Here is a 24,784-nt window from a genome sequence, read left to right as displayed (position 1 = left end):
CGTGATCGATATCAGCGAATCCGTGATGCAGTTCCTTCTCGCGTTCATCGTCGTCGGCCCGCTCATCGGCGCCGTCGCCGCTCTGCTGCCCGCCCCGCCCGGGCTGAAGGGAAAGAGCCCCGACCAGGCCGTGCTCCGCCACGGCGTGACCGTCACCGGCGCGATCCTCATCGCCGCGATCGTCCTGGCCCTCGGCTTCGACCGCGCCCACCCGTCGAAAATGCAGGCCACCACCGACATCAGCTGGATCCCGGCGCTCGACGTCCGCATCCACCTTGGCATCGATGGCATCTCGCTCCCCCTTCTCGTCATGACCGCGCTGCTGACCTTCCTCTGCGCGCTCTACAGCTACTTCAAAATGCCCGAGGGCCCCTCCCCGAAGGCCTTCGTCGCACTCGTCCTCGTCCTCGAGTCCGGCACCCTCGCGACCTTCGCCGTCCTCGACCTGCTGCTGTTCTTCCTGGCATTCGAGATGGTCCTCATCCCGATGTACTTCCTCATCGCCCGCTGGGGCGGCGCACAGAAGCAGGCCGCCGCCTGGAAGTTCATCCTCTACACACTGCTCGGCTCAGTGATCATGCTGCTGGGCCTGCTCCTCATCGGACTGACGAGCGGCACCTTCGACATGGTGGCACTCGCCACTGACAACGGCCGTGGGCTCACCTCGTCCGTGCAGGTCATCGCCGTTCTCGCCATCGGCATCGGACTCGCGGTCAAGACCCCCATGTGGCCGCTGCACAGCTGGCTCCCGGACGCCCACACCGCCGCCCCGACCGTCGGCTCGGTGCTCCTCGCGGGGGTCCTGCTGAAGATGGGCACGTACGGATTCATCCGCATCCTTCTCCCCATCACCCCCGACGGGATGCAGACCTTCGCGCCGTACCTCGCCGCCTTCGCCGTCGTCGGCATCGTCTACGGATCCCTCGCCTGCCTCGCTCTCGCCCGCCCCGGCTCCAAGGGCGACCTCAAGCGCCTGATCGCGTACTCCTCCGTCGGCCACATGGGCTTCGTACTCCTCGGCATCGCGAGCATGACCCCCACCGGCGTCAACGGCGCGCTCTTCGCCAACATCGCCCACGGCCTCATCACCGGCCTGCTGTTCTTCCTGGTCGGCGCAGTCAAGGACCGCTACGGCACCGCCGACCTCGACACCCTCTCCGGCGCCACCGGGGGCGCCCTCTACGGCCGCGCCCCCCGCCTCGGCGGTCTCCTCGCCTTCGCCGCGGTCGCCTCGCTCGGCCTGCCCGGCCTCGCCGGATTCTGGGGCGAGATGCTCGCCCTGTTCGGCGCCTTCGACCCGGCCGGCGGCCTCAGCCGCCCCGCCTTCCTCACCTTCATGTCGATCGGCGCGTTCGGTACCCTGCTCACCGCCGCGTACATGCTCATCGTCGTGCGCCGCGTCTGCATGGGCGAGAAGCGCGAGGAACCGCACCGCATCGCTGACATCCAGGCCTACGAATTCGCCGCCTGGACCCCGCTCGCCGCCCTCACCGTCCTCGCCGGCCTGTGGCCCGCCGTCCTCCTCGGCCTCACCGACCCGGCCGTGCAGAAGCTCCTCGCAGGAGGCAAGTCGTGACCACAGCGGCCGAGACCACCAGCCTCGTCCAGTCCGTCGACTGGCTCGCCATCGCACCCCCCGCCATCGTCGCGACGGTCGCCCTGATCATCCTCGTCGCCGACCTCTTCCTCCCCCGGGAGCGCAAGCCGCTGCTCGGCTGGGCGACCATCGCCGGACTCGTCGCCGCACTCGCCTTCCTCGTCCCGCTGCGCGACGGCGACCACTCCACCTTCTGCCTCACCACCGGCACCGGCACGGCCTGCAGCTACACGGCCGACCACTTCACCCTGGTCATCCAGTTCCTCGTCCTCGGCGGCGCCCTTCTCACCGCACTGCTCTCCCTCGGCGACACCCGCAAGCTCCCCGCGGGCGAGTTCTGGTTCCTGCTGCTGTCCTCCGCGGCCGGCGCCGCACTCCTGCCCGCCGCCCGCGACCTCGCCACCCTCGTCGTTGCCCTCGAAGTCACCTCCCTGCCCGCCTTCGCCCTCGTCGGCATCAAGCGCGGCGACCGGCGCTCCTCCGAGTCAGCCCTGAAGTTCTTCCTCTCCTCAGTCGTCGCGACCGCCGTGACGCTCCTCGGCGTCAGCTTCGTGTACGCGACAACCGGCACCCTCCACCTCACGGAACTCGCCACCCGACTCGACCACGTCCCCGGTCAGCTCGACACCCTCGCCCAGGCGGGCGTCGCCCTCACCCTCGTCGGCTTCGGCTTCAAGACAGCCGCCGCACCCTTCCACTTCTGGGTCCCCGACACCTACATCGGCGCGCCGCTCCCCGTCGCCGCATACCTCTCGGTCGTCAGCAAGGCAGTCGGCTTCTCCGGGCTGATCCTCGTCACCGTGATCGGATTCCCGTCGTACGCCGACGTCTGGGGACCCGCACTCGCCGTCGTCGCCGCACTCACCATGACCATCGGCAACGTCGCCGCCCTCCGCCAGACCGCCACCCGCGCCCGCAGCGCCGTACGCCTGCTCGCCTGGTCGTCCGTCGCCCAGGCCGGCTACCTCCTGGTGCCGATCGCCTCCGCCGCGTACTCCAGCGACGCCCAGATCGGCTCCACCGTCGCCTACGCCCTCATGTACGCCGTCGTGAACCTCGGCGCCTTCGCAGTGGTCGCCCTCGTCTCCCGCACCAGCCCGGACAACCGTCTCTCCGACTACCGCGGCCTGTACGCCACCCGCCCCCTCGCCGCCCTCGCCATGGCCTTCTTCCTGCTCTGCCTCGCCGGACTGCCACCAGGCATTGTCGGCCTCTTCGCCAAGGTCACGGTCTTCTCCGCCGCCGTCGACGCAGGCCTCGGCTGGCTCGCGGTCGTCATGGCCGTCAACGTCGTGATCGCGCTCTACTACTACCTCCAGTGGACAGCGGTACTCTTCCGCGGACCGGAAGAGCCCGAGGCGGCGGCGGCCCCGGCAGGCACAGCGGGCAAGGCACCCACCCTGCGCGTGACCACACCGGCGTCCCTCACCGCCGCGATCGCCCTCACCGCAGCCGTCGGCATCGTGCTCTCCGGAGCCCCGCAACTCGTGCTCAGGTTCGCCGCGGTCAACCTCTTCTGACCACGCACCGACCCTGCCCAAGATCGGTTTGCCCCGGCCGGACCGCGCAGGGCAGGGTCATGCCCGCACACCACGCATACGTACACACAAAAGAGGAGCCAGGGCAGTGCTGAACGGGTTCAAGGACTTCATCCTGCGCGGAAACGTGATCTCCATGGCGGTCGGACTCGCCGTCGGAGCCGCGTTCACCGCAGTCGTCACAGGATTCAGCAACGCATTCATCGTGCCGCTGATCGGAGTCATCACCCGAGGCACCGGAGACTTCAGCAAGGCCACCTTCCAGGTCGAGGGCGTGAAGTTCCCCTACGGCCTGTTCGTCAGCGCCTCCATCGCCTTCCTGATCACCGCCGCGGTCCTCTACTTCTGCGTCGTCGTCCCCATGGCGAAGGTCCAGAGCCGCTTCACAGCCAAGGCCGAGGAGAAGGTCGACATCAAGGCCGCCCTGCGCGACTGCCCCCGCTGCTACACGGCCATCCCTGCCATCGCCTCCCGCTGCGCCCACTGCACCAGCGAGATCAAGCCCGACCCCGAGGCCCTCGCGCTCGCCGGCATCCCCGCCCAGCGCTGACCCGCTCCTGCGGCCGCCCGCACCGACACCCGTACGGCCCAGTGCCCGCTCCGGCCCGAACAGCCGGACAGGCCCCGCCCTCCGGCCGCACGCACAAGGGAACTAGCTCTCCTCGCCTGGCGTTGACCAGTACGGGAGGCTCCACTGGGGAGTGGAGCACCACCCAGCAAGGGTTCCCCTGCTGCACCACTTGGAGGGCGTACCGTGCACCGCCGGCACAACGGGCTGAGGACCGCCGTACTCCTCGGGGGCCTGTCCGCACTCATCATCGTCATCGGCAGTTTCTTCGGACGTACGGGCCTGATCGTCGCGCTCTTCGTAGCCGTCGGCACCAATGCCTACGCCTACTGGAACAGCGACAAACTCGCACTACGGGCCATGCGGGCCCGCCCGGTCAGCGAATTCGAGGCGCCACAGCTCTACCGCATGGTCCGCGAACTCTCCACCACGGCCCGCCAACCCATGCCACGGCTCTACATCTCCCCGACCCAGGCACCCAACGCCTTCGCCACCGGCCGCAACCCGCGCAACGCGGCAGTGTGCTGCACCGAAGGCATCCTGCAGATCCTGGACCAACGCGAGCTGCGAGGCGTCATCGGCCATGAACTCAGCCATGTCTACAACCGCGACATCCTGATCTCGTCAGTCGCCGGAGCACTCGCCTCCGTCGTCATGTTCCTGGTCAACTTCGCATGGCTGATTCCGGGCGGCCGGTCCAACGACGACGAAGGCCCCGGCATCCTCGGCATGCTGCTGATCATGATCCTCGGCCCGCTCGCCGCCAGCGTCATCCAACTCGCCGTCAGCCGCTCCCGCGAATACGAGGCAGACGCCTCGGGCGCCCAGCTGACCGGCGACCCCCTGGCCCTCGCCAGCGCCTTGCGCAAGCTGGACGCAGGAACGAAACAGCTCCCCCTGCCCCCCGAGCCGAGGATCGAGACCGCGAGCCACATGATGATCGCGAACCCCTTCCGCCCCGGTCAGGGCATGGCCAAGATGTTCTCCACGCACCCGCCGATGGCGGAGCGCATTGCCCGACTTGAGCAGATGGCAGGTCATCGCCCATGAAGACAATCCTGAACGTCATATGGCTGGTCCTGTGCGGATTCTGGATGTTCCTCGGCTACATGCTCGCCGGCGTCCTGCTGTGCATCACCATCATCGGCATCCCGTTCGGCCTCGCAGCCTTCCGTATCGGCATCTACGCGCTGTGGCCCTTCGGCTACACCGTCGTCGACCGCCGCGACGCCGGCGCACCCTCCTGCGTGGGCAACATCCTCTGGCTGATCCTCGCAGGCTGGTGGCTGGCCCTCGGCCACATCACCACCGGAATCGCCCTCTGCATCACGATCATCGGCATCCCGCTCGGCATCGCGAACTTCAAGATGATCCCGGTCTCCCTCCTGCCCCTCGGCAAGGAAATCGTCCGAACGGACCAGCCGTTCGCCACCCGATAGAACACCAGCACGGCCAGGGGGGCGGCGGGGAGCCGGGCGGCCCGTCCGTCGAAACGCCCCCGTCACACAGGAGGGCATCGGGCCACCCTCCGCCGATTGTCAGTGCCTTCCTCCACCATGAACCCATGAACGACACCGAGCAGTTGCTGACGGCCGTGGAGAAGACAGCGCACACCTCCCCACGGCGGGAGAAGTACCCCCTCCCGGCAGCTCTGTCCACCCAGGACATCGCCCAGGCCGAAGCGGCCCTCGGCTTCGCGCTGCCGCCACTGCTGACCGCCCTGTACACCCGGATCGCCAACGGCGGCTTCGGCCCGGAATACGGTCTGCTGCCTCTCACCGGCAGCCCCACCCCCGACGGCGAGCACTCCGCCGTCGAGCAGTACCTCGCCCACCGCGGATCCGCGAGCGAGGAAGGGCAGTGGCCGTGGCCGGAAGGCGTACTGCCGATATGCAGCCTGGGCTGCGGCATGTACAGCTGCGTGGACTGCCGCACCGACCGCACCACCGTCCTGCTGTTCGAGCCGAACGCCGACGAACCACAGCACGCCTGGTACATCGACCAGCCCGATCTCGCCACCTGGCTGCGCACATGGCTGGACGGCGCGGGCTGGTACGGGGAGGACGCCGACGACGAAGCGATGGACCTGCAGCCCTGGCCGGACTACAACACCCGCATATGAACAGGCTGTGAGCCGCCGCTCATCCCGCTCAATCAGCAACCGTTCACGCCCACCCGACGTCTTGGATTCCACAGCCAAGCGAAGGGTAGGTGCGGCAGCATGACCATTATCGGTTGGATCATTCTCGGACTGCTCGCCGGAGTCATTGCCAAGGTGCTGCTCCCTGGCCGCGACCCGGGCGGGCTGGTCGGCACCACCCTCATCGGGGTCGCCGGCGCCTTCATCGGTGGCTGGATCTCCTCACGCTTCCTCGACCACCCCATATCCAAGAACTTCTACGACACCGCGACATGGATCTCGGCCATCGGCGGCTCGCTGGTCCTGCTCATCGTCTACCGGCTGCTCTTCGGGAACTCACGGGACCGGCACTGACATCCCGTCCGCGCCTCAGACGCCCAACCCGGTCTCGCGCAGGGTCAGATTGAGCCGGCCCCTGCTCATGCCTGTCGCGGGATCGGCCGTCCCCGGACAGACTTTCGGCACACCGTGGAACGCGAAGCGTGACTTGCCACCGAAGACGAACAGGTCACCGGAAGCCAACTCCACATCCGTATAAGGCCGTCCACGGTCCTCCGTGTTGCCGAAGCGGAAGACGCACGTATCACCGATGCTGAGCGAGACCACCGGCGCACCGGACCGCTCCTCCTTGTCCTGGTGCATGCCCATCCTCGCCGCGCCGTCATAAAAGTTGATCAGTGCGGCGTCCGGCGCGTACGTCCCGGCCGGACTCTCCTCCCCGTAGGCCTCGACCAGCGCCGCCCGCCCCAACTCCGCCAGCCAGTCCGGAAAATCGGCGACCCGCGCCCCGTTCACATCATCCGCGGTCCGTGAATACCGGTACGGCTGCCAGTGCCACCCCACACAGACCGTCTGGACGGACATCACCCCACCGCCCGGCAACACCGTGTGCCGCAGGGGCACCGGCCCCCGCGCCCACTCCCGGCAGGCCTCGACCAGCGTCCGCTGGCGCTCTACCGGCAACCACTCCGGCACATGCACGGCACCCGGCGCCACGACAGCCCGCGGCCTCGGGAAGAGACCCGCCATTTCGCCCACCGCCCGTCCGTACGCAGTCGCTCAGCGCGTCACGCTCGGCACACAGGCCGCTCAGCGCGCCGTGAGAGCGCCTTCCAGCCCCAGAAGCCGCTTCTTGCGCTCCAGCCCGCCCGCGTAACCCCGCAGGGCCCCGTCCGCACCGATCACCCGGTGGCACGGGCGCACGACCAGCAGCGGATTGCGGCCGATCGCCGTCCCCACGGCCCGCACACCCGCCCCGGGCGTGCCGATCCGCTCGGCGATCTGCCCGTAGGACACCGTCTCCCCGTACGGGACGGTGTCCAGCGCGCTCCACACCCGCCGCTGGAACTCCGTGCCCCGCTCCTCCGCGTACGCGATGTCGAAGCGGGTCAGTCGCCCTTCGAAATACGCCCTCAGCTGCGCGGCGATCCCGGCGAAGGCCTCCGGCGCATGGATCCACCCGTCCTGGACGACCTCGGCGCCCTTCTGGCCCGGCAGGGAGAGCGAGGCGAGCGCCACACCGCCGGCGACGGCTGGTGATTCCTTGCCGGCCAGCAGCAGTTCGCCCAGCGGGCTGTCGACGGTCGCGTACATGATCATGGCCGGTCCCTCTCTTCTCCGTACAGGGCGACGAATCACCTGCATCGCCGTTCCATACGGACAAGTCTGCGACCGCCCGCCACCCGCGACCGGCGGTATTCGGACATCACGTCCGATGGGGTGCGTGGCGGGCCGGTGCGTACTTCCCGGCCTGCCCCACCCGCGCCCGGACGGACGACCGGAAGACGGACCTACCGGTAGTTCACGAACTGCACGGCGAAGTCGAAGTCCTGGCCCTTCAGCAGCGCCTGCACGGCCTGCAGGTCGTCCCGGCTCTTCGAGCTGACCCGCAGCTCGTCGCCCTGGACCTGCGCCTTGACGCCCTTCGGACCTTCATCGCGAATGATCTTCGCCACCTTCTTGGCGTTCTCCTGGGAGATGCCTTCCTCGATCGTGGCGAAGATCTTGTACTCCTTGCCGGACAGCTGCGGCTCGCCCGCGTCCAGCGACTTGAGCGAGATGCCCCGCTTGATCAGCTTGGACTGGAAGATGTCGAGGATCGCCTTGACCCGCTCCTCGCCGTTCGCCTCCATCAGGATCTTCTCGCCGGACCAGGAGATCGAGGCGCCCGTGCCCTTGAAATCGTAGCGCTGCGAGATCTCCTTGGCGGCCTGGTTGAGGGCGTTGTCGACCTCCTGCCGCTCGACCTTCGAGACGATGTCGAAACTGGAGTCGGCCATGACGTGTGGCTCCTTGCGTCGAATGCTTGTGGGGTACGACGTAAAGCCTAGCCATCGCCCACCGCCGCGAGTACTGATCAATCAGGTGGCGGAGCACCCCACGTCATCAGGTATCGTTTACGTCGTCGCCAAGGAGCCCCGCTCAACGGAGTTCCAACGCGTCGTTCGAGGCGGTGTGCCCGAGTGGCCAAAGGGAGCAGACTGTAAATCTGCCGGCTCAGCCTACCCAGGTTCGAACCCTGGCGCCGCCACTCGAACAGAGCCCCTGACCAGCGCAAATGGTCGGGGGCTCAGTCATTTTCTGCCCCCTTCGCGAGCCTTCCCACCATGGTTGGAACCGCTGCTTGCAGCTACGACCGGGGTTGCCCCAGTCGTCGCCTGCCGGCCTGGTGGAACTCAAGCCCGGGACCGGCACCCGCCGAACGGTGTCCTTCGCCCCGGCGCACAGCCGGGGGAAGGGGAAGTGCGGCCGGGCCCCACGGTCGGCGGCAGGCGGTGCAGCCCTGGGCGGTCAGTTTTTTTGCCGCTGGGGGTCTCGTCCGTGGCGAGCGCCGCCAGTGGCGTCCGGTCCCGGTGCGCGTCGATCGTCGCCGGTCCGATGTCGGCGACGAGGCGGCTCAGCCGGCCCGCCCGTTGCGCGAGTTGGCGTCCGGTCAGCTGTTCGCCGGAGTCCTCGCAAAGGCCGCGTGCGACACGGCAGGGGCTGTGCGGATCAGGGCTGTCGAGCGGCGCATGGGGCTTCCTCCCGGCGGGACTTACGAGCCGTCGGGAGGATCAACGACGCGGGCGGCCGGTGGTCGCCCGTTCGGCCGAAGAAACTTCGCACGAGGGAGAGCGGGGGAGAGGGCGTCCGGGTTCTCTGCTCCTTCCCCGTCGCCCCGCTCAGTTCCCCGCGACGTCCTTCATCGCCACCGACAACGGCACGTGCCCCGAGATCAGTTCCAAGGTCAGTCCCGCTGTCGCCGGGGTGTCCAGCAGTTCCAGCAGCGTCGCCGCCACGTCGTCGCGCGGTACCGTTCCGCGCCCCGTCGAGGCTGCCAGCAGTACTTGCCCCTTGCCCGCGTCGTCGGTGAGCATTCCGGGGCGCAGGATCGTCCAGTCGAGTGCGGTCCTGGAGCGTACGTAAGCGTCGGCGGCGCCCTTGGCCCGCAGGTACACGTCGAAGACCTCGTCGCCCGGGTGGTCCGGATCGGCCCCCATGGAGGAGACCACGATGCAGCGTCGTACGCCCGCCCGTTCCGCCGCGTCCGCGAACAGCACTGCCGCACCGCGGTCCACCGTGTCCTTGCGGGCCGCACCGCTGTTCGGGCCCGCGCCGGCTGCGAAGACCGCCGCGTCGGCGCCGCGCAGCACCTCGGCCACTTCGTCCACGGAGGCCGATTCGAGGTCCAGGACGACTGGTTCGGCGCCTGCTGACCGGAGGTCCTCGCCCTGTCCCGGGTTGCGGATGATGCCGATCGCTTCATCTCCGCGCGCAGCGAGCAGCCGCTCCAGCCGCAGCGCGATCTGACCATGTCCACCTGCGATGACAATGCGCATAGTCATGACCGTACGCCGCGGTGCGCCGCCCCGCTCAGGACCCGCCGCCCGGCCCGGGTCCAGGGCGGGCCTGGCGGGGCAGATCGAGTGCGACGACGGTCTCGGAGTCGCAGTACTCGCGGACCGCACTGGTGCGGGCCACCACGCGTCCGCGGTGCACGACGATCCGGCTGTACGCGAGCGAGAGCGCGCCGGAGAGCTGTTCGCCGCGTACGGCGAGGAGTTCGGCGGGGAAGCCCGCCTCGACTCGGATCTCGGGCAGCCCCATGGCCTTCCTGGCGGCCGTGGAGACGGCGTCGTACGCGTCCTCGGGGCGTAGGCCGCTCTGTGAGGCGAGCAGGTAGGCGGCCTCCAGCGGGTCTCCGCGGCCCACGGGGTTCGCGAAGTCGCGCAGTGCCCCGCTGCCTGCCGCTGTGCGTACGCCGGCGGCACGCAGCAGGCGTACGGGCGCGGTGCCCCTGCGTTCGGTGCCGCAGCAGCCGCCCTGGGGGAGACAGATCACGGTCACTTCGGCGGCGGCGAGCCGATCGGCGGTGCGGGTCGCGGTTTCCGGGGGGAGCCGGTCGAGGCCGGCGCAGGGGCCTATGGAGACGCCGGGCCGGTGTCCGGCGGCCATGGCGGCGAGCCGGGCGAGGCGGGTGGGGTCGTCGCCGTCCATGTGCAGGTCGACGGGGCAGTGGTGTTCGGCGGCGATCTCCAGGACGGCTTCGGTGTATCCGGCCGGGTCGGGGTCGAGCTCGGGGCAGCCGCCGATCACTCCGGCTCCTGTTTTCACCGCGTCGCGCAGCATGGCGAGGCTGTCGGCGCCTGCGATTCCGGTGAGCAGACGGGGTACGGCGACCGGGGTCAGTTCGGTGAGTCCGTGCAGGGAGCGGCGTGCCTGGAGTACTGCTTCGAGGCCGGTGAGTCCGGTGACGTCCCCGATCCGTACGTGTGAGCGCAGGGCGGTGGCGCCGTGGCCGAGTTGCAACAGGGCGGCTTCGGTGGCGCGGCGCTGGATGTCCTTGGGGTGGTGCGAGGCGGGGCCGGTGCTGTCGGGGCCGGTGGTGTCGGCGGTGAGGGCGGTGTCGCTGTGGGCGTGGGGTTCCGCGGGGGCGGGGAGCAGGAGGTAGCCGCGCAGGTCGACGCGGGGGCCGGGGGCGGTCAGGCTGCCCGTGGTGCCGACGGCCTCGATGCGGCCGCGGCCGAGCCGTACGTCGACGATGCGGCCGTCGGTGAGCCGGGCGCCGCACAGGATCAGGGCGTTGGCTTCGGTGGCGGCGTCGTCAGCGTCGTCGTCGGGCTGCCGCGGCCGGCTGTCGGGCATTGCGCTCCTGGGAGGGTTACAAGATCACGCAGAGTGAATCGAGCCTAGGGGCGCGTTCGTCCCGGTTCGAGGAGGAGGGAAATAGTCGTACCGGTGTGGCCTCGTGAGGTGTGCGCGGCGGGTGGGAGGGGCCGGCGCGGTGGCTGCTCCGAGGCCGGCCGGGCGTGGCTCGCGGCGCTGGCCGGGTTGCCGGTCACGTGCTGATCAGGCGGCCTTTCCGGCCGCCGGCCGGGCTCCCGGCCGGGTCGTCCGACGGTCGTGGATCGGGGGGCGGCCGGGGGATCGGGGCAGGGCCGGTCATCGCTGCGGCGGGGGGCTCCGAAACGGATTTGGGCGATCGGCGGAGGACCGTGTAATGTCTTCATCGCTCGCCCCAATAGCTCAGTCGGTAGAGCGTCTCCATGGTAAGGAGAAGGTCTACGGTTCGATTCCGTATTGGGGCTCTGGTGATCGGAGAACCCCGCCTCACGGCGGGGGGATCCGTCATCAAAGCGGTGTAGCTCAGTCGGTAGAGCAAGCGGCTCATAATCGCTGTGTCACCGGTTCAAGTCCGGTCACCGCTACATACGGTAGCCGATTGTGGGGTCGGTCCTTCGATCGGCTACTCTTTTTTTTGCGTTCATCCGTTCATCCGTCCGTCCAAGGAGCACTCACGTGGCTGCCACCGACGTCCGCCCGAAGATCACGCTGGCCTGCGTGGAGTGCAAGGAGCGGAACTACATCACCAAGAAGAACCGGCGTAACAACCCGGACCGTCTTGAGATGAAGAAGCACTGCCCGCGCTGCAACTCGCACACTGCGCACCGCGAAACGCGCTGAATCAGGCTCGTACACGAGGCCGTCCCCACTGGGGGCGGCCTCGTGTCGTTGTATAGGACTGTCCCGTACAGGGTTGTTCATCGGCCTTTTCGTCTTTCATCAGGAGGTAGCGAGCCCATGGCGCTCGACCAGTCCTTCGTCGGGCGGACCTATCCGCCCACCGCGCCGTACGAGGTCGGCCGGGAGAAGATCCGTGAGTTCGCCGAGGCGGTGGGAGACACCAATCCCGCGTACGTCGATCCGGCGGCCGCCCGGGCGCTCGGGCATCCCGATGTGATCGCGCCGCCCACTTTTGTCTTCTCGATCACTTTCAAGGCTGCGGGGCAGGTGGTGCAGGACCCGCAGCTGGGCCTGGACTACAGCCGTGTGGTGCATGGTGACCAGAAGTTCGTGTACGTGCGTCCGGTGCGGGCGGGGGACCGGCTGACGGTCACTTCGACGATCGAGGGCGTCAAGTCCATGGCGGGCAACGACATTCTCGACATCCGTGGTGAGGTCCATGACGAGGCCGGCGAGCATGTCGTGACCGCGTGGACGAAGCTGGTGGCGCGCGCCGCCGAGGAGGCGTGATGACGGCGAAGGTGAGTTACGAATCGGTCGAGGTCGGTACGGAGCTGCCGGCGCAGTCCTTCCGGGTGACCCGCGCGACGCTGGTGCAGTACGCGGGCGCCTCCGGTGACTTCAACCCGATCCACTGGAACGAGACGTTCGCCCTCGAGGTCGGGCTGCCGGATGTGATCGCGCACGGCATGTTCACCATGGCTGAGGCGATCCGGGTGGTCACGGACTGGGTCGGCGACCCGGGTGCGGTCGTGGAGTACGGGGTGCGGTTCACCAAGCCGGTCGTCGTGCCGAACGACGACAAGGGTGCGCTGATCGAGGTCGCTGCCAAGGTGGCGGCCCTGCTGGACGACAAGCAGGTCCGGGTGGACCTGACGGTGATGAGCGAGGGCAAGAAGGTGCTGGGGATGTCCCGCGCCGTTGTGCGGCTCGCCTGACAGGCCCTGAGCCGTTGTCGAGCCACGTTTATCAGTGAGGGGCACTCTCCGCCGGGGGTGCCCCTCGCCCGTACCCGTACGCGCGAGGCCCTCGCGTCATGTTTCGGAGCAGCTGTCCCGTACTGCTTGACCAAGTTAGTGATTGAGTACTAACTTAGCTGCATGGTCAGGATGAGTGCTGAGGAGCGGCGCGAGAGCGTCATCCGCGCGGCGATCACCGAGTTCGCCCGCGGTGGGTACAACGCCACCTCCACGGAGGCGATCGCCAAGCGGGTCGGCGTCTCGCAGCCGTATCTCTTCCGTCTCTTCCCCAGTAAGCAGGCCATGTTCCTCGCCGCCTCCGACCGCTGCTTGGCGGACACCCGGAGGGTCTTCTCCGAGGCCGCTGAGGGCCTGGAGGGGCAGGAGGCGCTCCACGCCATGGCGGCGGCGTATCAGCGCCTCATCGTCGACGACCCCGACAAACTGCTGATGCAGATGCAGATGTATGCGGCGATTGCGGCGGCCGAGGCCTCCGGGGACCACGAGTTCGGCGAGTCGGCGCGGGCCGGATGGCTGCAGTTGTGGGACGAGATCCACCTCGCGCTCGGCGCCGATCTCGGCGGGGTCACGACCTTCCTCGCGTACGGCATGCTCGCCAACACCCTGACTTCGCTCGGCTTCCCGGTCGGTCATCGCGTCTGGTCCGGTTTCTACCCCTCGGCGCAGCCGGGGGCCTGAGCGCGGCCGGCTGTCCGGACAGTGCGACCCGGGTTCAGCCCGGTTTTCTGCCAAGGAAAGTTAGTCATTAATAACTAACCCTCTGGGGGAGCAGTGAATCAGCACACGACAGGCCGCTCAGGAGCGGTCTGGGCCCTCGTCATCACCAGCGTGGCCGGCTTCATGGCGGCGCTCGACAATCTCGTCGTCACCACCGCACTGCCCTCCATCCGAAAGAGTCTCGGCGGCGAGCTGCCGGAGCTCGAGTGGACGGTGAACGCGTACACCCTGACCTTCGCCGTTCTGCTGATGCTCGGTGCCGCTCTCGGCGACCGGTTCGGCCGGCGGCGGCTCTTCCTCGCCGGGCTCGCCGTCTTCACCGGCGCCTCCGCCGCGGCGGCCATGTCGTCCGGGATCAACGAGCTGATCGCCTTCCGAGCCGTCCAGGGCGTCGGCGCGGCGATCATGATGCCGCTGACACTCACCCTGCTCACGGCCGCCGTGCCGGCCGCCCGCCGCGGCATGGCCCTCGGGATCTTCAGCGCCGTCACCGGACTCGCCGTGGCCAGTGGTCCGCTGATCGGCGGCAGCCTGACCGAGCACATCTCCTGGCAGTGGATCTTCTGGCTGAACGTGCCGGTCGGCCTGGTCCTGCTGCCGCTGGCCCGGCTGCGCCTGGCGGAGTCGTACGCCCCGAACGCCCGGCTCGACATCCCCGGCACGCTTCTCGTCAGCGGAGGTCTCTTCGGCATCGTCTACGGGCTGGTCAACGCCAACGCGGACGGCTGGACCAGTGCCACGGTCCTGACCGGACTGATCGCGGGTTCCGCACTGATGGGCGGCTTCGTCCACCACGGCTTCCGGGCGAAGAACCCGATGCTGCCGATGCGGCTCTTCCGCAACCGCGGGTTCTTCGGGATCAACATGGCCGGCCTGCTGATGTTCCTCGGGATGTTCGGGTCGATCTTCCTGCTCAGCCAGTACCTCCAGGGCGTGCTGGGCTACTCGCCGACCGAGGCCGGGCTGCGGATGCTGCCCTGGACCGGCATGCCGATGCTGGTCGCTCCGATGGCCGGGTATCTCTCCGACCGGTTCGGCGGGCGCCCGGTCGTCGTGACCGGTCTCGCGCTCCAAGCCGTCGGGCTGGCCCTCTTCGCCATGGTCATCGCCCCCGACGCCTCGTACACCGCGCAACTGCCCGCCCTGATGATCGGCGGTGTCGGCATGGCGCTCTACTTCGCGCCGGCCGCCAGCCTCGTCATGTCGAGCGTCCGGCCCGCCGAGCAGGGCATCGCCTCCGGCGCCAACAACGCCCTGCGTGAGGTCGGCGGCGCCCTCGGGGTCGCGGTGCTCGCCTCGGTCTTCTCCGCGCAGGGCGGTTACGGCTCCGCGCAGTCCTTCACGGACGGGACCGTCCCGGCGGTCTGGATCGGTGCCGGTTTCGTGGCGCTCGCCGCGCTCGTGGCACTGCTGATCCCGGGCCGCCGCCCCGCGGCGGCGCCGGAGCCGGTCGAGGAGTGGTCCGCCGTCGCTGCCTGATCCGTGGCTCGCCGGCCCGACCCGGCTGCCCTGTGTGTGCGGTCCGTGGCCCCGCGCGAGCGGTGGTGCCGCGGACCGTACTCTTGTCCCCGTGCAGGAACTCCACGACGCCCCTCTCGCCCCCCTGACCACCTTCCGGCTCGGCGGCCCCGCGGCCCGCCTCCTCACGGCAACGACGGACGCCGAGGTGGTCGAAGCCGTGCGTGAGGCCGACGAGGACGGCACTCCGCTCCTCGTCGTCGGCGGCGGCAGCAACCTGGTCATCGGCGACAAGGGCTTCGACGGCACCGCCCTGCGCGTCGCGACCAAGGGCTTCGCGCTCTCCGGTACGACGCTGGAACTGGCCGCCGGCGAGATCTGGACGGACGCCGTCGCCCGCACGGTCGAAGCCGGTCTCGCGGGCATCGAGTGCCTGGCCGGAATTCCCGGCTCGGCGGGTGCGACGCCGATCCAGAACGTCGGCGCATACGGCCAGGAGGTCGCGTCGACCATCACGGAAGTCGTCGCCTACGACCGGTACACCCGTGAAACGGTCACCATCCCGAACGCCGAGTGCGCATTCTCGTACCGCCACAGCCGCTTCAAGGACGAACCCGACCGCTTCGTGGTGCTGCGTGTCCGTTTCGAGCTGGAAGACGCAGGCGGTCTCTCCGCGCCCCTCAAGTACCCCGAGACGGCCCGCGCCATGGGCGTCGAACAGGGTGACCGGGTGCCCGCGGCGGCGGCCCGTGAGACCGTGCTGCGGCTCCGGGCCGGCAAGGGCATGGTGCTCGACCCGGAGGACCACGACACCTGGTCGGCAGGGTCCTTCTTCACCAATCCGATCCTCGACGGTGCGCAGTACGAGGCGTTCCTCGCCCGTGCCAAGGACCGGCTCGGCCCCGAGGTGACGCCCCCCGCCTTCCCCGCGGACGGGGGACGCACCAAGACCTCGGCCGCCTGGCTCATCGACCGGGCCGGTTTCACCAAGGGGTACGGAACCGGGCCCGCCCGCATCTCCACCAAGCACACGCTCGCCCTCACCAACCGCGGCGCGGCGACCACCGAGGACCTGCTCGCACTCGCCCGCGAGGTCGTCGCGGGCGTTCACGACGCCTTCGGCGTCACGCTCGTCAACGAACCGGTGACGGTCGGCGTCACCCTCTGACGCGGGTGCGGCGTCAGTACGCCACACCCACGCCCTGCTTCACCGCCGCCGGATCGTCGATCAGCGCCAGCATCGCGTGCGCCACATCGGCCCGGGAAATGGACCGGCCGCTGCGCGGGTTGCCACCGTAGACCGTCCGGTACGTCCCGGTCAGCGGCCCGTTGGTGAGCTTCGGCGGCCGGACCGACGTCCAGTCCGTCGCGCTGCGGGCCAGTGCGGCCTCCATCAGCGTCAGGTCTGCATAGACCTCCTGGAGGATCGCCCCGATCGCCTTCAGCATCATCCGGTCCGGCAACGGAGCGTCCGCCGGCTTCGGCGCGACCGGAGCCGGGCTGACCACGAGCAGCCGCCGCGTCCCCTCCGCCTCCATCGCGCGCAACACCGAGCCGGTGAGCCGCTCGGCGATCCCGTCGGCCTTCCGGCCGCGCGAGCCGAGTCCGGGGAGCACCGCGTCCCGCCCGGCGACGGCTTCGCGCAGCGCCTCCGGATCGTCGATCGGCGCCGCTGCGTGGACCGTGAGGTCGGAGAGCGGGACCGGCAGCCGTGCCGGATCGCGGACCACTGCTGTCACGTCATGGCCCGCGGCCACCGCCTGGCGGACGATCTCCTGGCCGATGCCGCCTGCTCCGCAGCGAACAGTCCGTCGGGCGCGTCCGGCCCGGCTCCGACACCTATGCCGCCGCGTCGCTGCTGCTCGGCGCCTGCGTCCAGCGCGCGTTCGCCTACGACGCGACGGACGAGGGCCGCCCGCCGCAGTCACTCGACGAGTTCGCCGCGTCCGTGGCGCGGACAGTGCTGCACGGAATCGGGGCGTAGCCGGCCCGGTGCGGGCTCGCAGGTGGGCCCGGCTCCCGGCCGTCGCGCTGTCAGGCCGGCTTCGCCAGCCAGTCGTCGATCCCGGAGAGCAGCCGCTGCCGTACGTCGGACGGCGCCGCCGACCCCCGTACCGACTGCCGCGCCAGCTCCGCCAGCTCCGCGTCCGTGAACGCGTGATGGCGGCGTACGAGTTCGTACTGCGCGGCCAGCCGGGAGCCGAAGAGCAGCGGGTCGTCCGCGCCGAGCGCCATCGGCACCCCGGCCTCGAACAGAGTGCGCAAGGGGACGTCCGACGGCTTCTCGTAGACGCCCAGCGCCACGTTCGACGCCGGGCACACCTCGCAGGTCACCCCGCGCTCCGCCAGTCTGCGAAGCAGTCGCGGGTCCTCGGCGGCCCGTACGCCGTGTCCGATCCGGGCCGCGTCCAGATCGTCCAGACAGTCCCGCACGCTCGACGGGCCGGCCAGCTCCCCGCCGTGCGGGGCCGCCAGCAGACCACCGTCGCGGGCGATGGAGAAGGCCCGGTCGAAGTCCCGCGCCATCCCGCGCCGCTCGTCGTTGGAGAGCCCGAATCCGACGACGCCCCGGTCCGCGTACCGCACGGCGAGCCGTGCCAGCGTCCGCGCGTCCAGCGGATGCTTCACCCGGTTCGCGGCGATCACCACCCGCATCCCGAGCCCGGTCTCGCGGGCGGCGGCGTCCACCGCGTCCAGAATGATCTCGATCGCCGGGATCAGCCCGCCGAGCAGCGGGGCGTACGAGGTGGGGTCGACCTGGATCTCCAGCCAGCCGGAGCCGTCGGCGACGTCCTCCTGGGCCGCCTCGCGCACCAGCCGCTGGATGTCCTCGGGCGCCCGCAGACAGGACCGGGCGATGTCGTAGAGCCGCTGGAAGCGGAACCAGCCGCGCTCGTCGGTGGCCCGCAGCTGGGGCGGTTCGCCGCCGGTCAGTGCCTCCGGCAGGCGTACGCCGTACTTGTCGGCGAGTTCGAGCAGTGTCGTGGGCCGCATCGACCCGGTGAAATGCAGGTGCAGGTGAGCCTTGGGCAACAGGTGAAGGTTGCGAACGGCGTCCATTCACCCTCCGTAACTGTTACGCTCCGACCCGTGCCGCCAGGGCGCCGGCCAGGGCTTGTCCGTCATGAGGCCGCACAATAGGCCACGTGAGAAGCCCCCTGCTGAAGGGGGAGGAGTCACTCCAAGATCCTGCCGTAAAGATCTCGGACCAGGCAGCCCCATTCACCGAACGAGTGTTGCCTGAACGCATAAACGGGTCTCCGGATTTCACCGGAGACCCGTTCGCGTGTCCGAAGCCGATCAGGCCTTGGCCTCGCCCAGCAGCTTCTGGATCCGCGACACGCCCTCGACGAGGTCCTCGTCGCCCAGTGCGTACGACAGCCGCAGGTAGCCCGGCGTACCGAAGGCCTCGCCCGGAACGACCGCGACCTCGGCCTCGTCCAGGATCAGTGCCGCCAGCTCGACCGAGGTGGCCGGGCGCTTGCCGCGGATCTCCTTGCCGAGCAGCGCCTTCACCGACGGGTAGGCGTAGAACGCGCCCTCGGGCTCCGGGCACAGCACGCCGTCGATCTCGTTCAGCATCCGCACGATGGTCTGCCGACGGCGGTCGAAGGCGGTCCGCATCTCGGCGACCGCGTCCAGGTTCCCGGAGACGGCGGCCAGCGCGGCGACCTGAGCGACGTTGGAGACGTTGGAGGTGGCGTGCGACTGCAGGTTGGTCGCGGCCTTGACGACGTCCTTCGGGGCGACGAGCCAGCCCACGCGCCAGCCGGTCATCGCGTACGTCTTGGCGACACCGTTGACCACAATGCACTTGTCGCGCAGGGCGGGCACGAGCGCCGGCAGCGAGGTGAACGTCGCGGTGCCGTAGACCAGGTGCTCGTAGATCTCGTCGGTCAGCACCCACAGACCGTGCTCGACGGCCCACTCGCCGATCGCCTTGGCGTCGGCCTCGCTGTACACCGCACCGGTCGGGTTCGACGGGGAGACGAACAGGACGACCTTCGTACGCTCGGTGCGCGCCGCCTCCAGCTGCTCGACGGAGACCCGGTAGCCGGTGGTCTCGTCGGCCACGACCTCCACCGGGACACCGCCGGCGAGACGGATCGACTCGGGGTAGGTGGTCCAGTACGGCGCCGGGACGATGACCTCGTCGCCCGGGTCGAGGATCGCGGCGAACGCCTCGTAGATGGCCTGCTTACCGCCGTTGGTCACCAGGATCTGGGAGGCGTCGACCTCGTAACCGGAGTCGCGCAGCGTCTTCTCCGCAATGGCGACCTTGAGCTCGGGGAGCCCGCCGGCGGGGGTGTAGCGGTGGTACTTCGGGTTGCGGCAGGCCTCGACCGCGGCGTCGACGATGTAGCCGGGGGTCGGGAAGTCGGGCTCGCCGGCACCGAAGCCGATCACCGGACGGCCGGCGGCCTTGAGGGCCTTGGCCTTGGCGTCGACGGCGAGGGTGGCGGACTCGGAGATGGCACCGATGCGGGCGGAGACCCGGCGCTCGGAGGGGGGAGTTGCAGCGCTCATGTGCCCCATCGTCCCAGACCCCGATCCCTGTCGGCGCACGGGTTTCAGGGACCGGACAGGACTCGGACAGCATGTGGACAACATGCGGCTACGAGTTGTCGGGAGCTGTCTGTTCGACGCCGGGCCGATGAGCACGTACACTCACCTGTCGTTGGCCTTCACCAGCCACACCGTTGCTGCACCCGGGGTACCGGGAAAGATGCGGTAGGTTGGTGGAAACCACAAAGGGTCGTAGCTCAATTGGTAGAGCACTGGTCTCCAAAACCAGCGGTTGGGGGTTCAAGTCCCTCCGGCCCTGCTACACACTCCTTCGCCAGGATGTGTGCGCATGTACGTACTTCAATGCACCGCCGTGCGGCTCCACCGGGCGCGGCACGGCCATGACCCGGAATCAGGTGAGTAGCGTGACGGACGCCGTGGGCTCCATCGACATGCCTGATGCTGAGGATGAAGTACCCGAGTCGAAGAAGAAGACTCGGAAGGGCGGCAAGCGCGGCAAGAAGGGCCCCCTGGGCCGTCTCGCGCTGTTCTACCGCCAGATCATCGCCGAGTTGCGCAAGGTTGTCTGGCCGACTCGAAACCAGCTCACGACGTACACGTCCGTGGTGATTGTCTTCGTCGTCGTGATGATCGGTCTTGTGACCGTGATTGACTTCGGATTCCAGCGGGTCATCAAGTACGTCTTCGGCTGATCCCGCGGAGGGCGCCCCAAGGGCGCCCCTTTCGCATGTTCCACCCATTTGTATCCAGGAAGAAGCAGCCACCGTGTCTGACCCGAACCTGAACGACGCCGTCGACTCGACGGCGGGCGACGTCGAGTCCGCCGAGGACGAGTTCGAGATCGTCGAGGCGGCGGACGCTGTGGAGCCGGACCAGGCCGAAGCCGGCGACGCTGCCGCGGGCGAGCCCGCCGAGCAGGCCGCCCTGCACGCCGAGGACGAGGACGACTCCGAGGACGAGACCGACTCCGAGGACGAGGACAGCGCGTCCGAGGAGGCCGAGGAAGAGGCCGAGACGGCCGCTCCCGTCGACGCCGTCACCGCGCTTCGTGACGAGCTCCGCGGGCTCCCCGGCGAGTGGTACGTCATCCACACGTACGCCGGTTACGAGAAGCGTGTGAAGGCCAACCTGGAGCAGCGCGCCGTCTCGCTCAACGTCGAGGACTTCATCTACCAGGCCGAGGTGCCCGAGGAAGAGATCGTCCAGATCAAGAACGGCGAGCGGAAGAACGTCCGTCAAAACAAGCTCCCGGGTTACGTCCTGGTGCGCATGGACCTGACGAACGAGTCCTGGGGCGTCGTCCGCAACACGCCCGGCGTCACCGGCTTCGTGGGCAACGCCTACGACCCGTACCCGCTGACCCTGGACGAGATCGTCAAGATGCTCGCCCCGGAGGCCGAGGAGAAGGCCGCCCGCGAGGCCGCGGAGGCCGAGGGCAAGCCGGTTCCGTCCCGCAAGGTCGAGGTCCAGGTGCTGGACTTCGAGGTGGGCGACTCGGTCACGGTCACCGACGGCCCGTTCGCGACACTGCAGGCGACGATCAACGAGATCAACGCCGACTCGAAGAAGGTCAAGGGTCTCGTCGAGATCTTCGGCCGCGAGACCCCGGTCGAGCTCAGCTTCGACCAGATCCAGAAGAACTAGTAGCCTTCCCGACGCGCTTTGCCTCGTCGGGCAAAGCGCGCCGGTCACGGCGCCGGCGGTTTCCGCCGACTTCTGGACACATGCCTACCGAGCAGGTCAGAGAGGCTTCGCAGCTCCTCTGACCTGCTCGGTTTTTGGTCGCGCAGCTATACCCGTTATCGTTGTGCGGTATGCCTGCATCCGGATGACCGGATGACGGCGAAAAACTCTCACTAGGACCCGGAGAGAGCAATGCCTCCCAAGAAGAAGAAGGTCACGGGGCTTATCAAGCTCCAGATCAACGCCGGTGCGGCCAACCCGGCCCCGCCGGTCGGCCCCGCGCTCGGCCAGCACGGCGTCAACATCATGGAGTTCTGCAAGGCCTACAACGCCGCGACCGAGTCGCAGCGTGGCATGGTCGTGCCGGTGGAGATCACGGTCTACGAGGACCGTTCCTTCACCTTCGTGACGAAGACCCCGCCGGCCGCCAAGCTCATCCTCAAGGCCGCAGGTGTGGACAAGGGCTCCGGCGAGCCGCACAAGACCAAGGTCGCGAAGCTCACGAGCGCCCAGGTCCGCGAGATCGCCACGGTCAAGCTGCCCGACCTGAACGCCAACGACCTGGACGCCGCGGAGAAGATCATCGCCGGCACCGCCCGTTCGATGGGCGTCACGGTCGAGGGCTGATCAGCCCCCGTAGTCCTTCAGTGGCAGGGCCAAGCGCTGGCCCGTACCACGCCTCCACACCTGAAACCACAGGAGCAGAAGTGAAGCGCAGCAAGAACCTCCGCGCTGCGGACGCCAAGGTCGACCGGGAGCGGAACTACGCCCCCCTCGAGGCCGTCCGTCTCGCCAAGGAAACCGCCACCACCAAGTTCGACGGCACCGTCGAGGTCGCGTTCTGCCTGGGTGTAGACCCTCGCAAGGCCGACCAGATGGTCCGTGGCACCGTGAACCTCCCGCACGGCACCGGCAAGACCGCCCGGGTCCTGGTCTTCGCGACCGGTGACCGTGCTGCGGCCGCGGAAGCCGCGGGCGCCGACATCGTCGGCGCCGACGAGCTCATCGACGAGGTGGCGAAGGGCCGTCTGGACTTCGACGCCGTCGTCGCCACTCCGGACCTCATGGGCAAGGTCGGCCGTCTCGGCCGCGTGCTCGGTCCGCGTGGTCTGATGCCGAACCCGAAGACCGGTACGGTCACCCCCGATGTCGCGAAGGCTGTCAACGACATCAAGGGCGGCAAGATCGAGTTCCGCGTCGACAAGCACTCGAACCTGCACTTCATCATCGGCAAGGTCTCCTTCGATGACACGAAGCTGGTCGAGAACTACGCCGCGGCGCTGGAGGAGATCCTCCGTCTGAAGCCGTCCGCCGCCAAGGGCCGCTACATCAAGAAGGCCACCCTGGCCACCACGATGGGCCCCGGCATCCCGCTGGACGCGAACCGCACCCGTAACCTCCTCGTCGAGGAGGACCCGGCCGCCGTCTGAGCCACCGCGCTCGTACGAAAGCCGTGTCACGTGTGACATTGACGGGCCCCGCAACCTTTCGAGGTGCGGGGCCCGTCCTCGTGTCCGCCAGGAGCACGCACGGGGCGGCGCCACCACGCACTACTCCGGGACGGCCGACGTCCACAGGCCGACCGCGAGGAACTCCCGGCTCGACGCAGGTACGGCCCCCGGGTCACGGTCGAGGAGCCTCCTGCCGCCGGCACGGTGGACTTCCGGAAGCTCGTGGAGCAGCAGCAGGGCAGCACCGCGGGCGTGTCCTGAACCTCCCGCACCGCCCGAACCGGGACGGATTTGCTTGGCGCGACCCCGGTCGCGTAGTCTCCTCCAGAAGCCAAAGACCGCTGGTCGTTGCTGCGCTCTCGCAAGAGGGGGCAGTGACCGAAGGATCCGTTGAGTACGGGCGACCTGCGCAGGTGACTGTGGAAAGCTCCTGGACTCTGTCCGGTCGAGCTGCGCCCTGGCACTTGTGCCGGGGCGTTTCGTCTTTCCCGGCCCCTTCTGAGCGGTCCTCATCACCCGGAAGGAGGCCGACGCTCATGGCAAGGCCCGACAAGGCTGCCGCGGTAGCCGAGCTCGCGGACCAGTTCCGCGGCTCGAACGCCGCCGTGCTGACCGAGTACCGGGGTCTCACCGTGGCACAGCTCAAGCAGCTGCGCCGTTCGCTCGGTGAGAACGCCCAGTACGCCGTGGTGAAGAACACGCTGACCAAGATTGCGGCCAACGAGGCCGGGATCACTTCGCTGGACGACCACTTCACTGGTCCGACGGCGGTTGCCTTCATCACCGGTGACCCGGTGGAGTCGGCGAAGGGTCTTCGTGACTTCGCCAAGGAGAACCCGAACCTCATCATCAAGGGCGGTGTCCTTGATGGCAAGGCGCTGTCCGCCGATGAGATCAAGAAGCTTGCGGACCTCGAGTCCCGCGAGGTTCTGCTCGCCAAGCTGGCCGGTGCCTTCAAGGGCAAGCAGTCTCAGGCTGCTCAGCTCTTCCAGGCTCTGCCGTCGAAGTTCGTCCGCACTGCGGAAGCGCTTCGCGCCAAGAAGGCCGAGCAGGGCGGTGCCGAGTAATTCGGCTCGCGCATTGATCGCCGCCCGTTAGGGCGACGGTCGCAGCGGGCCGAACGTACGCCCGCCTACATGTACATCCGGCACCAGCCGAATTAGTGGAAGGACGCCATCATGGCGAAGCTGTCCCAGGACGACCTGCTCGCGCAGTTCGAAGAGATGACCCTCATCGAGCTCTCCGAGTTCGTGAAGGCCTTCGAGGAGAAGTTCGACGTCACCGCCGCCGCCGCGGTCGCCGTTGCCGCCCCGGGTGCCCCCGGTGCCGCCGCTGAGGCCGTCGAGGAGCAGGACGAGTTCGACGTCATCCTCACCGGCGCCGGCGAGAAGAAGATCCAGGTCATCAAGGTCGTGCGTGAGCTGACCTCGCTGGGTCTGAAGGAGGCCAAGGACCTCGTCGACGGCACCCCGAAGCCGGTTCTCGAGAAGGTCGCCAAGGAGGCCGCCGAGAAGGCTGCCGAGTCCCTCAAGGCCGCCGGCGCTTCCGTCGAGGTCAAGTGACTCAGGGAGTCTGCTGACTCCTTCTGACTGCCCGTGCCGCACGGCACGGACGTCACATCGCGGAGGGCGACCACCCGTTTGGGTGGTCGCCCTTCGGCGTACCCGAGGCGGTTGCCTTGCTCTTCCGCGGTTGACGAGTATGGTGATCTTCGCCGTACGCGTCTCTGGGCCGTCGGCCGATGCCGAGGGACGGCGGGTGACGGTCTCGGCGGCCTTGTCCTGGCAGGGGGGCCTTGACGAACCGCACGCGGCGCGCAATTCTCAGGACGCGTCGTCACATCGATCCGAATTCGAGGCATGGATCGATGACGAAGAGGGCAGTAAAGAAGAGCGCATCCCGCGCGAGGGCGATTCATAGGTGTTGAGAACAGCTGTTGCGAGCTACGAGGGTCTCTGAGAACCCGGACTGGACATCAGTGTGCCGTTTGGCTACACTGACCCTTTGCGCTGCCTGTTAGCTGCCTCCTGCCCGTCACCAGGGGCATGCCCACGCTTGAGCACCGATGACCGAACGTCTCTGACCTGGGATTTCTGTCTCCGTGTCCAACTTGGGACCGGTA

28 protein-coding genes, 4 tRNA genes and 1 pseudogene are annotated in these 24,784 nt (G+C 68.7%); 25 read left to right on the top strand and 8 right to left on the bottom strand.

Annotated elements, in window-relative coordinates; genetic code table 11:
• Positions 1-25 precede the first annotated feature (25 nt).
• From ACIBB8_RS12495 to ACIBB8_RS12465, 7 genes are all read left to right on the top strand, one after another.
• Complete coding sequence (locus tag ACIBB8_RS12495; protein ID WP_398951213.1) at positions 26-1,576, top strand: NuoM family protein; 1,551 nt, start codon at positions 26-28, stop codon at positions 1,574-1,576.
• Entirely contained in the window at positions 1,573-3,117 is a 1,545-nt protein-coding gene (locus ACIBB8_RS12490; protein ID WP_398951165.1) for an NADH-quinone oxidoreductase subunit N, read from the top strand. Before ACIBB8_RS12495 ends, ACIBB8_RS12490 begins: the two co-directional genes overlap by 4 nt.
• Positions 3,118-3,223: 106 nt before the next feature.
• Complete coding sequence (mscL, locus tag ACIBB8_RS12485; protein WP_398951163.1) at positions 3,224-3,685, top strand: large conductance mechanosensitive channel protein MscL; 462 nt, start codon at positions 3,224-3,226, stop codon at positions 3,683-3,685.
• Between the two features lie 204 nt (positions 3,686-3,889).
• The gene (htpX, locus tag ACIBB8_RS12480; protein ID WP_398951161.1) at positions 3,890-4,753 is read left to right on the top strand and encodes a zinc metalloprotease HtpX; all 864 of its coding nucleotides are present in this window, start codon (positions 3,890-3,892) and stop codon (positions 4,751-4,753) included.
• Complete coding sequence (locus ACIBB8_RS12475) at positions 4,750-5,142, top strand: YccF domain-containing protein (RefSeq protein ID WP_398951159.1); 393 nt, start codon at positions 4,750-4,752, stop codon at positions 5,140-5,142. Before htpX ends, ACIBB8_RS12475 begins: the two co-directional genes overlap by 4 nt.
• Before the next feature lie 125 nt (positions 5,143-5,267).
• Positions 5,268-5,825 carry an SMI1/KNR4 family protein gene (locus ACIBB8_RS12470; RefSeq protein WP_398951157.1) on the top strand — a complete coding sequence of 186 codons (558 nt, stop codon included), beginning with the start codon at positions 5,268-5,270 and terminating at the stop codon, positions 5,823-5,825.
• Positions 5,826-5,924: 99 nt separating this feature from the next.
• Positions 5,925-6,197, top strand: a complete 273-nt coding sequence (locus tag ACIBB8_RS12465) for a GlsB/YeaQ/YmgE family stress response membrane protein (protein ID WP_398951155.1) — start codon at positions 5,925-5,927, stop codon at positions 6,195-6,197.
• Positions 6,198-6,212: 15 nt separating this feature from the next.
• Here ACIBB8_RS12465 and ACIBB8_RS12460 read toward each other — a convergent pair whose 3' ends face one another.
• The 3 genes from ACIBB8_RS12460 to ACIBB8_RS12450 all read right to left on the bottom strand — a co-directional run bounded on the left by ACIBB8_RS12460 (position 6,213) and on the right by ACIBB8_RS12450 (position 8,122).
• A complete protein-coding gene (locus tag ACIBB8_RS12460; protein ID WP_398951211.1) occupies positions 6,213-6,872 on the bottom strand; it encodes an alpha-ketoglutarate-dependent dioxygenase AlkB family protein in 660 nt (219 codons plus the stop codon).
• Between the two features lie 60 nt (positions 6,873-6,932).
• Positions 6,933-7,442, bottom strand: a complete 510-nt coding sequence (locus tag ACIBB8_RS12455; RefSeq protein WP_398951153.1) for a methylated-DNA--[protein]-cysteine S-methyltransferase — start codon at positions 7,440-7,442, stop codon at positions 6,933-6,935.
• 191 nt (positions 7,443-7,633) lie between these two features.
• Positions 7,634-8,122, bottom strand: coding sequence for a YajQ family cyclic di-GMP-binding protein (locus ACIBB8_RS12450; RefSeq protein ID WP_030926258.1), 489 nt, complete (start codon positions 8,120-8,122; stop codon positions 7,634-7,636).
• Between the two features lie 169 nt (positions 8,123-8,291).
• Between ACIBB8_RS12450 and ACIBB8_RS12445 the strand changes: the two genes are divergently transcribed.
• A tRNA-Tyr gene (locus ACIBB8_RS12445) sits at positions 8,292-8,373 on the top strand.
• A gap of 631 nt (positions 8,374-9,004) precedes the next feature.
• Here ACIBB8_RS12445 and ACIBB8_RS12440 read toward each other — a convergent pair.
• Positions 9,005-9,661: an SDR family oxidoreductase gene (locus ACIBB8_RS12440; RefSeq protein ID WP_398951150.1), complete on the bottom strand. Its 657-nt coding sequence runs from the start codon at positions 9,659-9,661 to the stop codon at positions 9,005-9,007.
• A gap of 34 nt (positions 9,662-9,695) precedes the next feature.
• Positions 9,696-10,967 carry an amidohydrolase family protein gene (locus tag ACIBB8_RS12435; protein ID WP_398951148.1) on the bottom strand — a complete coding sequence of 424 codons (1,272 nt, stop codon included), beginning with the start codon at positions 10,965-10,967 and terminating at the stop codon, positions 9,696-9,698.
• A gap of 370 nt (positions 10,968-11,337) precedes the next feature.
• On the opposite strand from ACIBB8_RS12435, the gene ACIBB8_RS12430 reads away from it, so the two are divergent.
• The 8 genes from ACIBB8_RS12430 (at position 11,338) to ACIBB8_RS12395 (ending at position 16,169) form a co-directional block, all read left to right on the top strand.
• A tRNA-Thr gene (locus ACIBB8_RS12430) sits at positions 11,338-11,410 on the top strand.
• A 47-nt stretch (positions 11,411-11,457) separates the two neighbouring features.
• Positions 11,458-11,530 (top strand) — tRNA-Met (locus ACIBB8_RS12425).
• 91 nt (positions 11,531-11,621) lie between these two features.
• Positions 11,622-11,786 (top strand): 50S ribosomal protein L33, encoded by a 165-nt coding sequence (gene rpmG / locus ACIBB8_RS12420; RefSeq protein WP_003956487.1) that lies wholly within the window; start codon positions 11,622-11,624, stop codon positions 11,784-11,786.
• Between the two features lie 117 nt (positions 11,787-11,903).
• The gene (locus ACIBB8_RS12415; RefSeq protein WP_398951146.1) at positions 11,904-12,356 is read left to right on the top strand and encodes a MaoC family dehydratase N-terminal domain-containing protein; all 453 of its coding nucleotides are present in this window, start codon (positions 11,904-11,906) and stop codon (positions 12,354-12,356) included.
• Positions 12,356-12,784: a MaoC family dehydratase gene (locus ACIBB8_RS12410; protein ID WP_398951144.1), complete on the top strand. Its 429-nt coding sequence runs from the start codon at positions 12,356-12,358 to the stop codon at positions 12,782-12,784. Before ACIBB8_RS12415 ends, ACIBB8_RS12410 begins: the two co-directional genes overlap by 1 nt.
• 171 nt (positions 12,785-12,955) lie before the next feature.
• On the top strand, positions 12,956-13,504 hold the full coding sequence (locus tag ACIBB8_RS12405) for a TetR/AcrR family transcriptional regulator (protein WP_398951142.1): 549 nt from the start codon (positions 12,956-12,958) through the stop codon (positions 13,502-13,504).
• 93 nt (positions 13,505-13,597) lie between these two features.
• Positions 13,598-15,022: an MFS transporter gene (locus ACIBB8_RS12400; protein WP_398951140.1), complete on the top strand. Its 1,425-nt coding sequence runs from the start codon at positions 13,598-13,600 to the stop codon at positions 15,020-15,022.
• Positions 15,023-15,113: 91 nt separating this feature from the next.
• Positions 15,114-16,169, top strand: coding sequence for a UDP-N-acetylmuramate dehydrogenase (locus ACIBB8_RS12395; protein WP_398951138.1), 1,056 nt, complete (start codon positions 15,114-15,116; stop codon positions 16,167-16,169).
• Positions 16,170-16,182: 13 nt separating this feature from the next.
• On the opposite strand, the gene ACIBB8_RS12390 is transcribed toward ACIBB8_RS12395, so the two are convergent.
• On the bottom strand, positions 16,183-16,785 hold the full coding sequence (locus tag ACIBB8_RS12390; protein ID WP_398951209.1) for an NAD(P)-dependent oxidoreductase: 603 nt from the start codon (positions 16,783-16,785) through the stop codon (positions 16,183-16,185).
• Between the two features lie 8 nt (positions 16,786-16,793).
• On the opposite strand from ACIBB8_RS12390, the pseudogene ACIBB8_RS12385 reads away from it, so the two are divergent.
• Positions 16,794-16,985: pseudogene (locus tag ACIBB8_RS12385) on the top strand (TetR/AcrR family transcriptional regulator); the annotation flags it as partial.
• Positions 16,986-17,035: 50 nt separating this feature from the next.
• On the opposite strand, the gene ACIBB8_RS12380 reads toward ACIBB8_RS12385, so the two are convergent.
• Together ACIBB8_RS12380 and ACIBB8_RS12375 are read right to left on the bottom strand one after the other, a co-directional pair.
• On the bottom strand, positions 17,036-18,061 hold the full coding sequence (locus ACIBB8_RS12380) for an adenosine deaminase (protein WP_398951136.1): 1,026 nt from the start codon (positions 18,059-18,061) through the stop codon (positions 17,036-17,038).
• Between the two features lie 240 nt (positions 18,062-18,301).
• Positions 18,302-19,528 (bottom strand): pyridoxal phosphate-dependent aminotransferase, encoded by a 1,227-nt coding sequence (locus ACIBB8_RS12375; RefSeq protein ID WP_398951134.1) that lies wholly within the window; start codon positions 19,526-19,528, stop codon positions 18,302-18,304.
• Between the two features lie 225 nt (positions 19,529-19,753).
• Here ACIBB8_RS12375 and ACIBB8_RS12370 point away from each other — a divergent pair.
• From ACIBB8_RS12370 to ACIBB8_RS12335, 8 genes are all read left to right on the top strand, one after another.
• Positions 19,754-19,826 (top strand) — tRNA-Trp (locus ACIBB8_RS12370).
• A gap of 106 nt (positions 19,827-19,932) precedes the next feature.
• A complete protein-coding gene (gene secE, locus ACIBB8_RS12365) occupies positions 19,933-20,220 on the top strand; it encodes a preprotein translocase subunit SecE (protein ID WP_037687986.1) in 288 nt (95 codons plus the stop codon).
• Between the two features lie 73 nt (positions 20,221-20,293).
• The gene (gene nusG, locus ACIBB8_RS12360; protein WP_398951132.1) at positions 20,294-21,172 is read left to right on the top strand and encodes a transcription termination/antitermination protein NusG; all 879 of its coding nucleotides are present in this window, start codon (positions 20,294-20,296) and stop codon (positions 21,170-21,172) included.
• Between the two features lie 231 nt (positions 21,173-21,403).
• Entirely contained in the window at positions 21,404-21,838 is a 435-nt protein-coding gene (gene rplK, locus ACIBB8_RS12355) for a 50S ribosomal protein L11 (RefSeq protein WP_358856895.1), read from the top strand.
• A gap of 80 nt (positions 21,839-21,918) precedes the next feature.
• On the top strand, positions 21,919-22,641 hold the full coding sequence (rplA, locus tag ACIBB8_RS12350) for a 50S ribosomal protein L1 (protein WP_358856896.1): 723 nt from the start codon (positions 21,919-21,921) through the stop codon (positions 22,639-22,641).
• Between the two features lie 557 nt (positions 22,642-23,198).
• Positions 23,199-23,729: a 50S ribosomal protein L10 gene (gene rplJ / locus ACIBB8_RS12345; RefSeq protein ID WP_366689854.1), complete on the top strand. Its 531-nt coding sequence runs from the start codon at positions 23,199-23,201 to the stop codon at positions 23,727-23,729.
• 111 nt (positions 23,730-23,840) lie between these two features.
• Positions 23,841-24,224 carry a 50S ribosomal protein L7/L12 gene (gene rplL, locus ACIBB8_RS12340; RefSeq protein WP_093897231.1) on the top strand — a complete coding sequence of 128 codons (384 nt, stop codon included), beginning with the start codon at positions 23,841-23,843 and terminating at the stop codon, positions 24,222-24,224.
• Positions 24,225-24,363: 139 nt separating this feature from the next.
• On the top strand, positions 24,364-24,582 hold the full coding sequence (locus tag ACIBB8_RS12335) for a hypothetical protein (protein WP_398951128.1): 219 nt from the start codon (positions 24,364-24,366) through the stop codon (positions 24,580-24,582).
• Positions 24,583-24,784: the final 202 nt, after the last annotated feature.

This window comes from Streptomyces sp. NPDC051286, assembly GCF_044455345.1.
In the GTDB taxonomy this organism is placed as follows: Bacteria; Actinomycetota; Actinomycetes; order Streptomycetales; family Streptomycetaceae; genus Streptomyces.
Note: the sequence above shows the minus strand (reverse complement) of the source record. Positions and strands in the feature narration are given on the sequence as shown.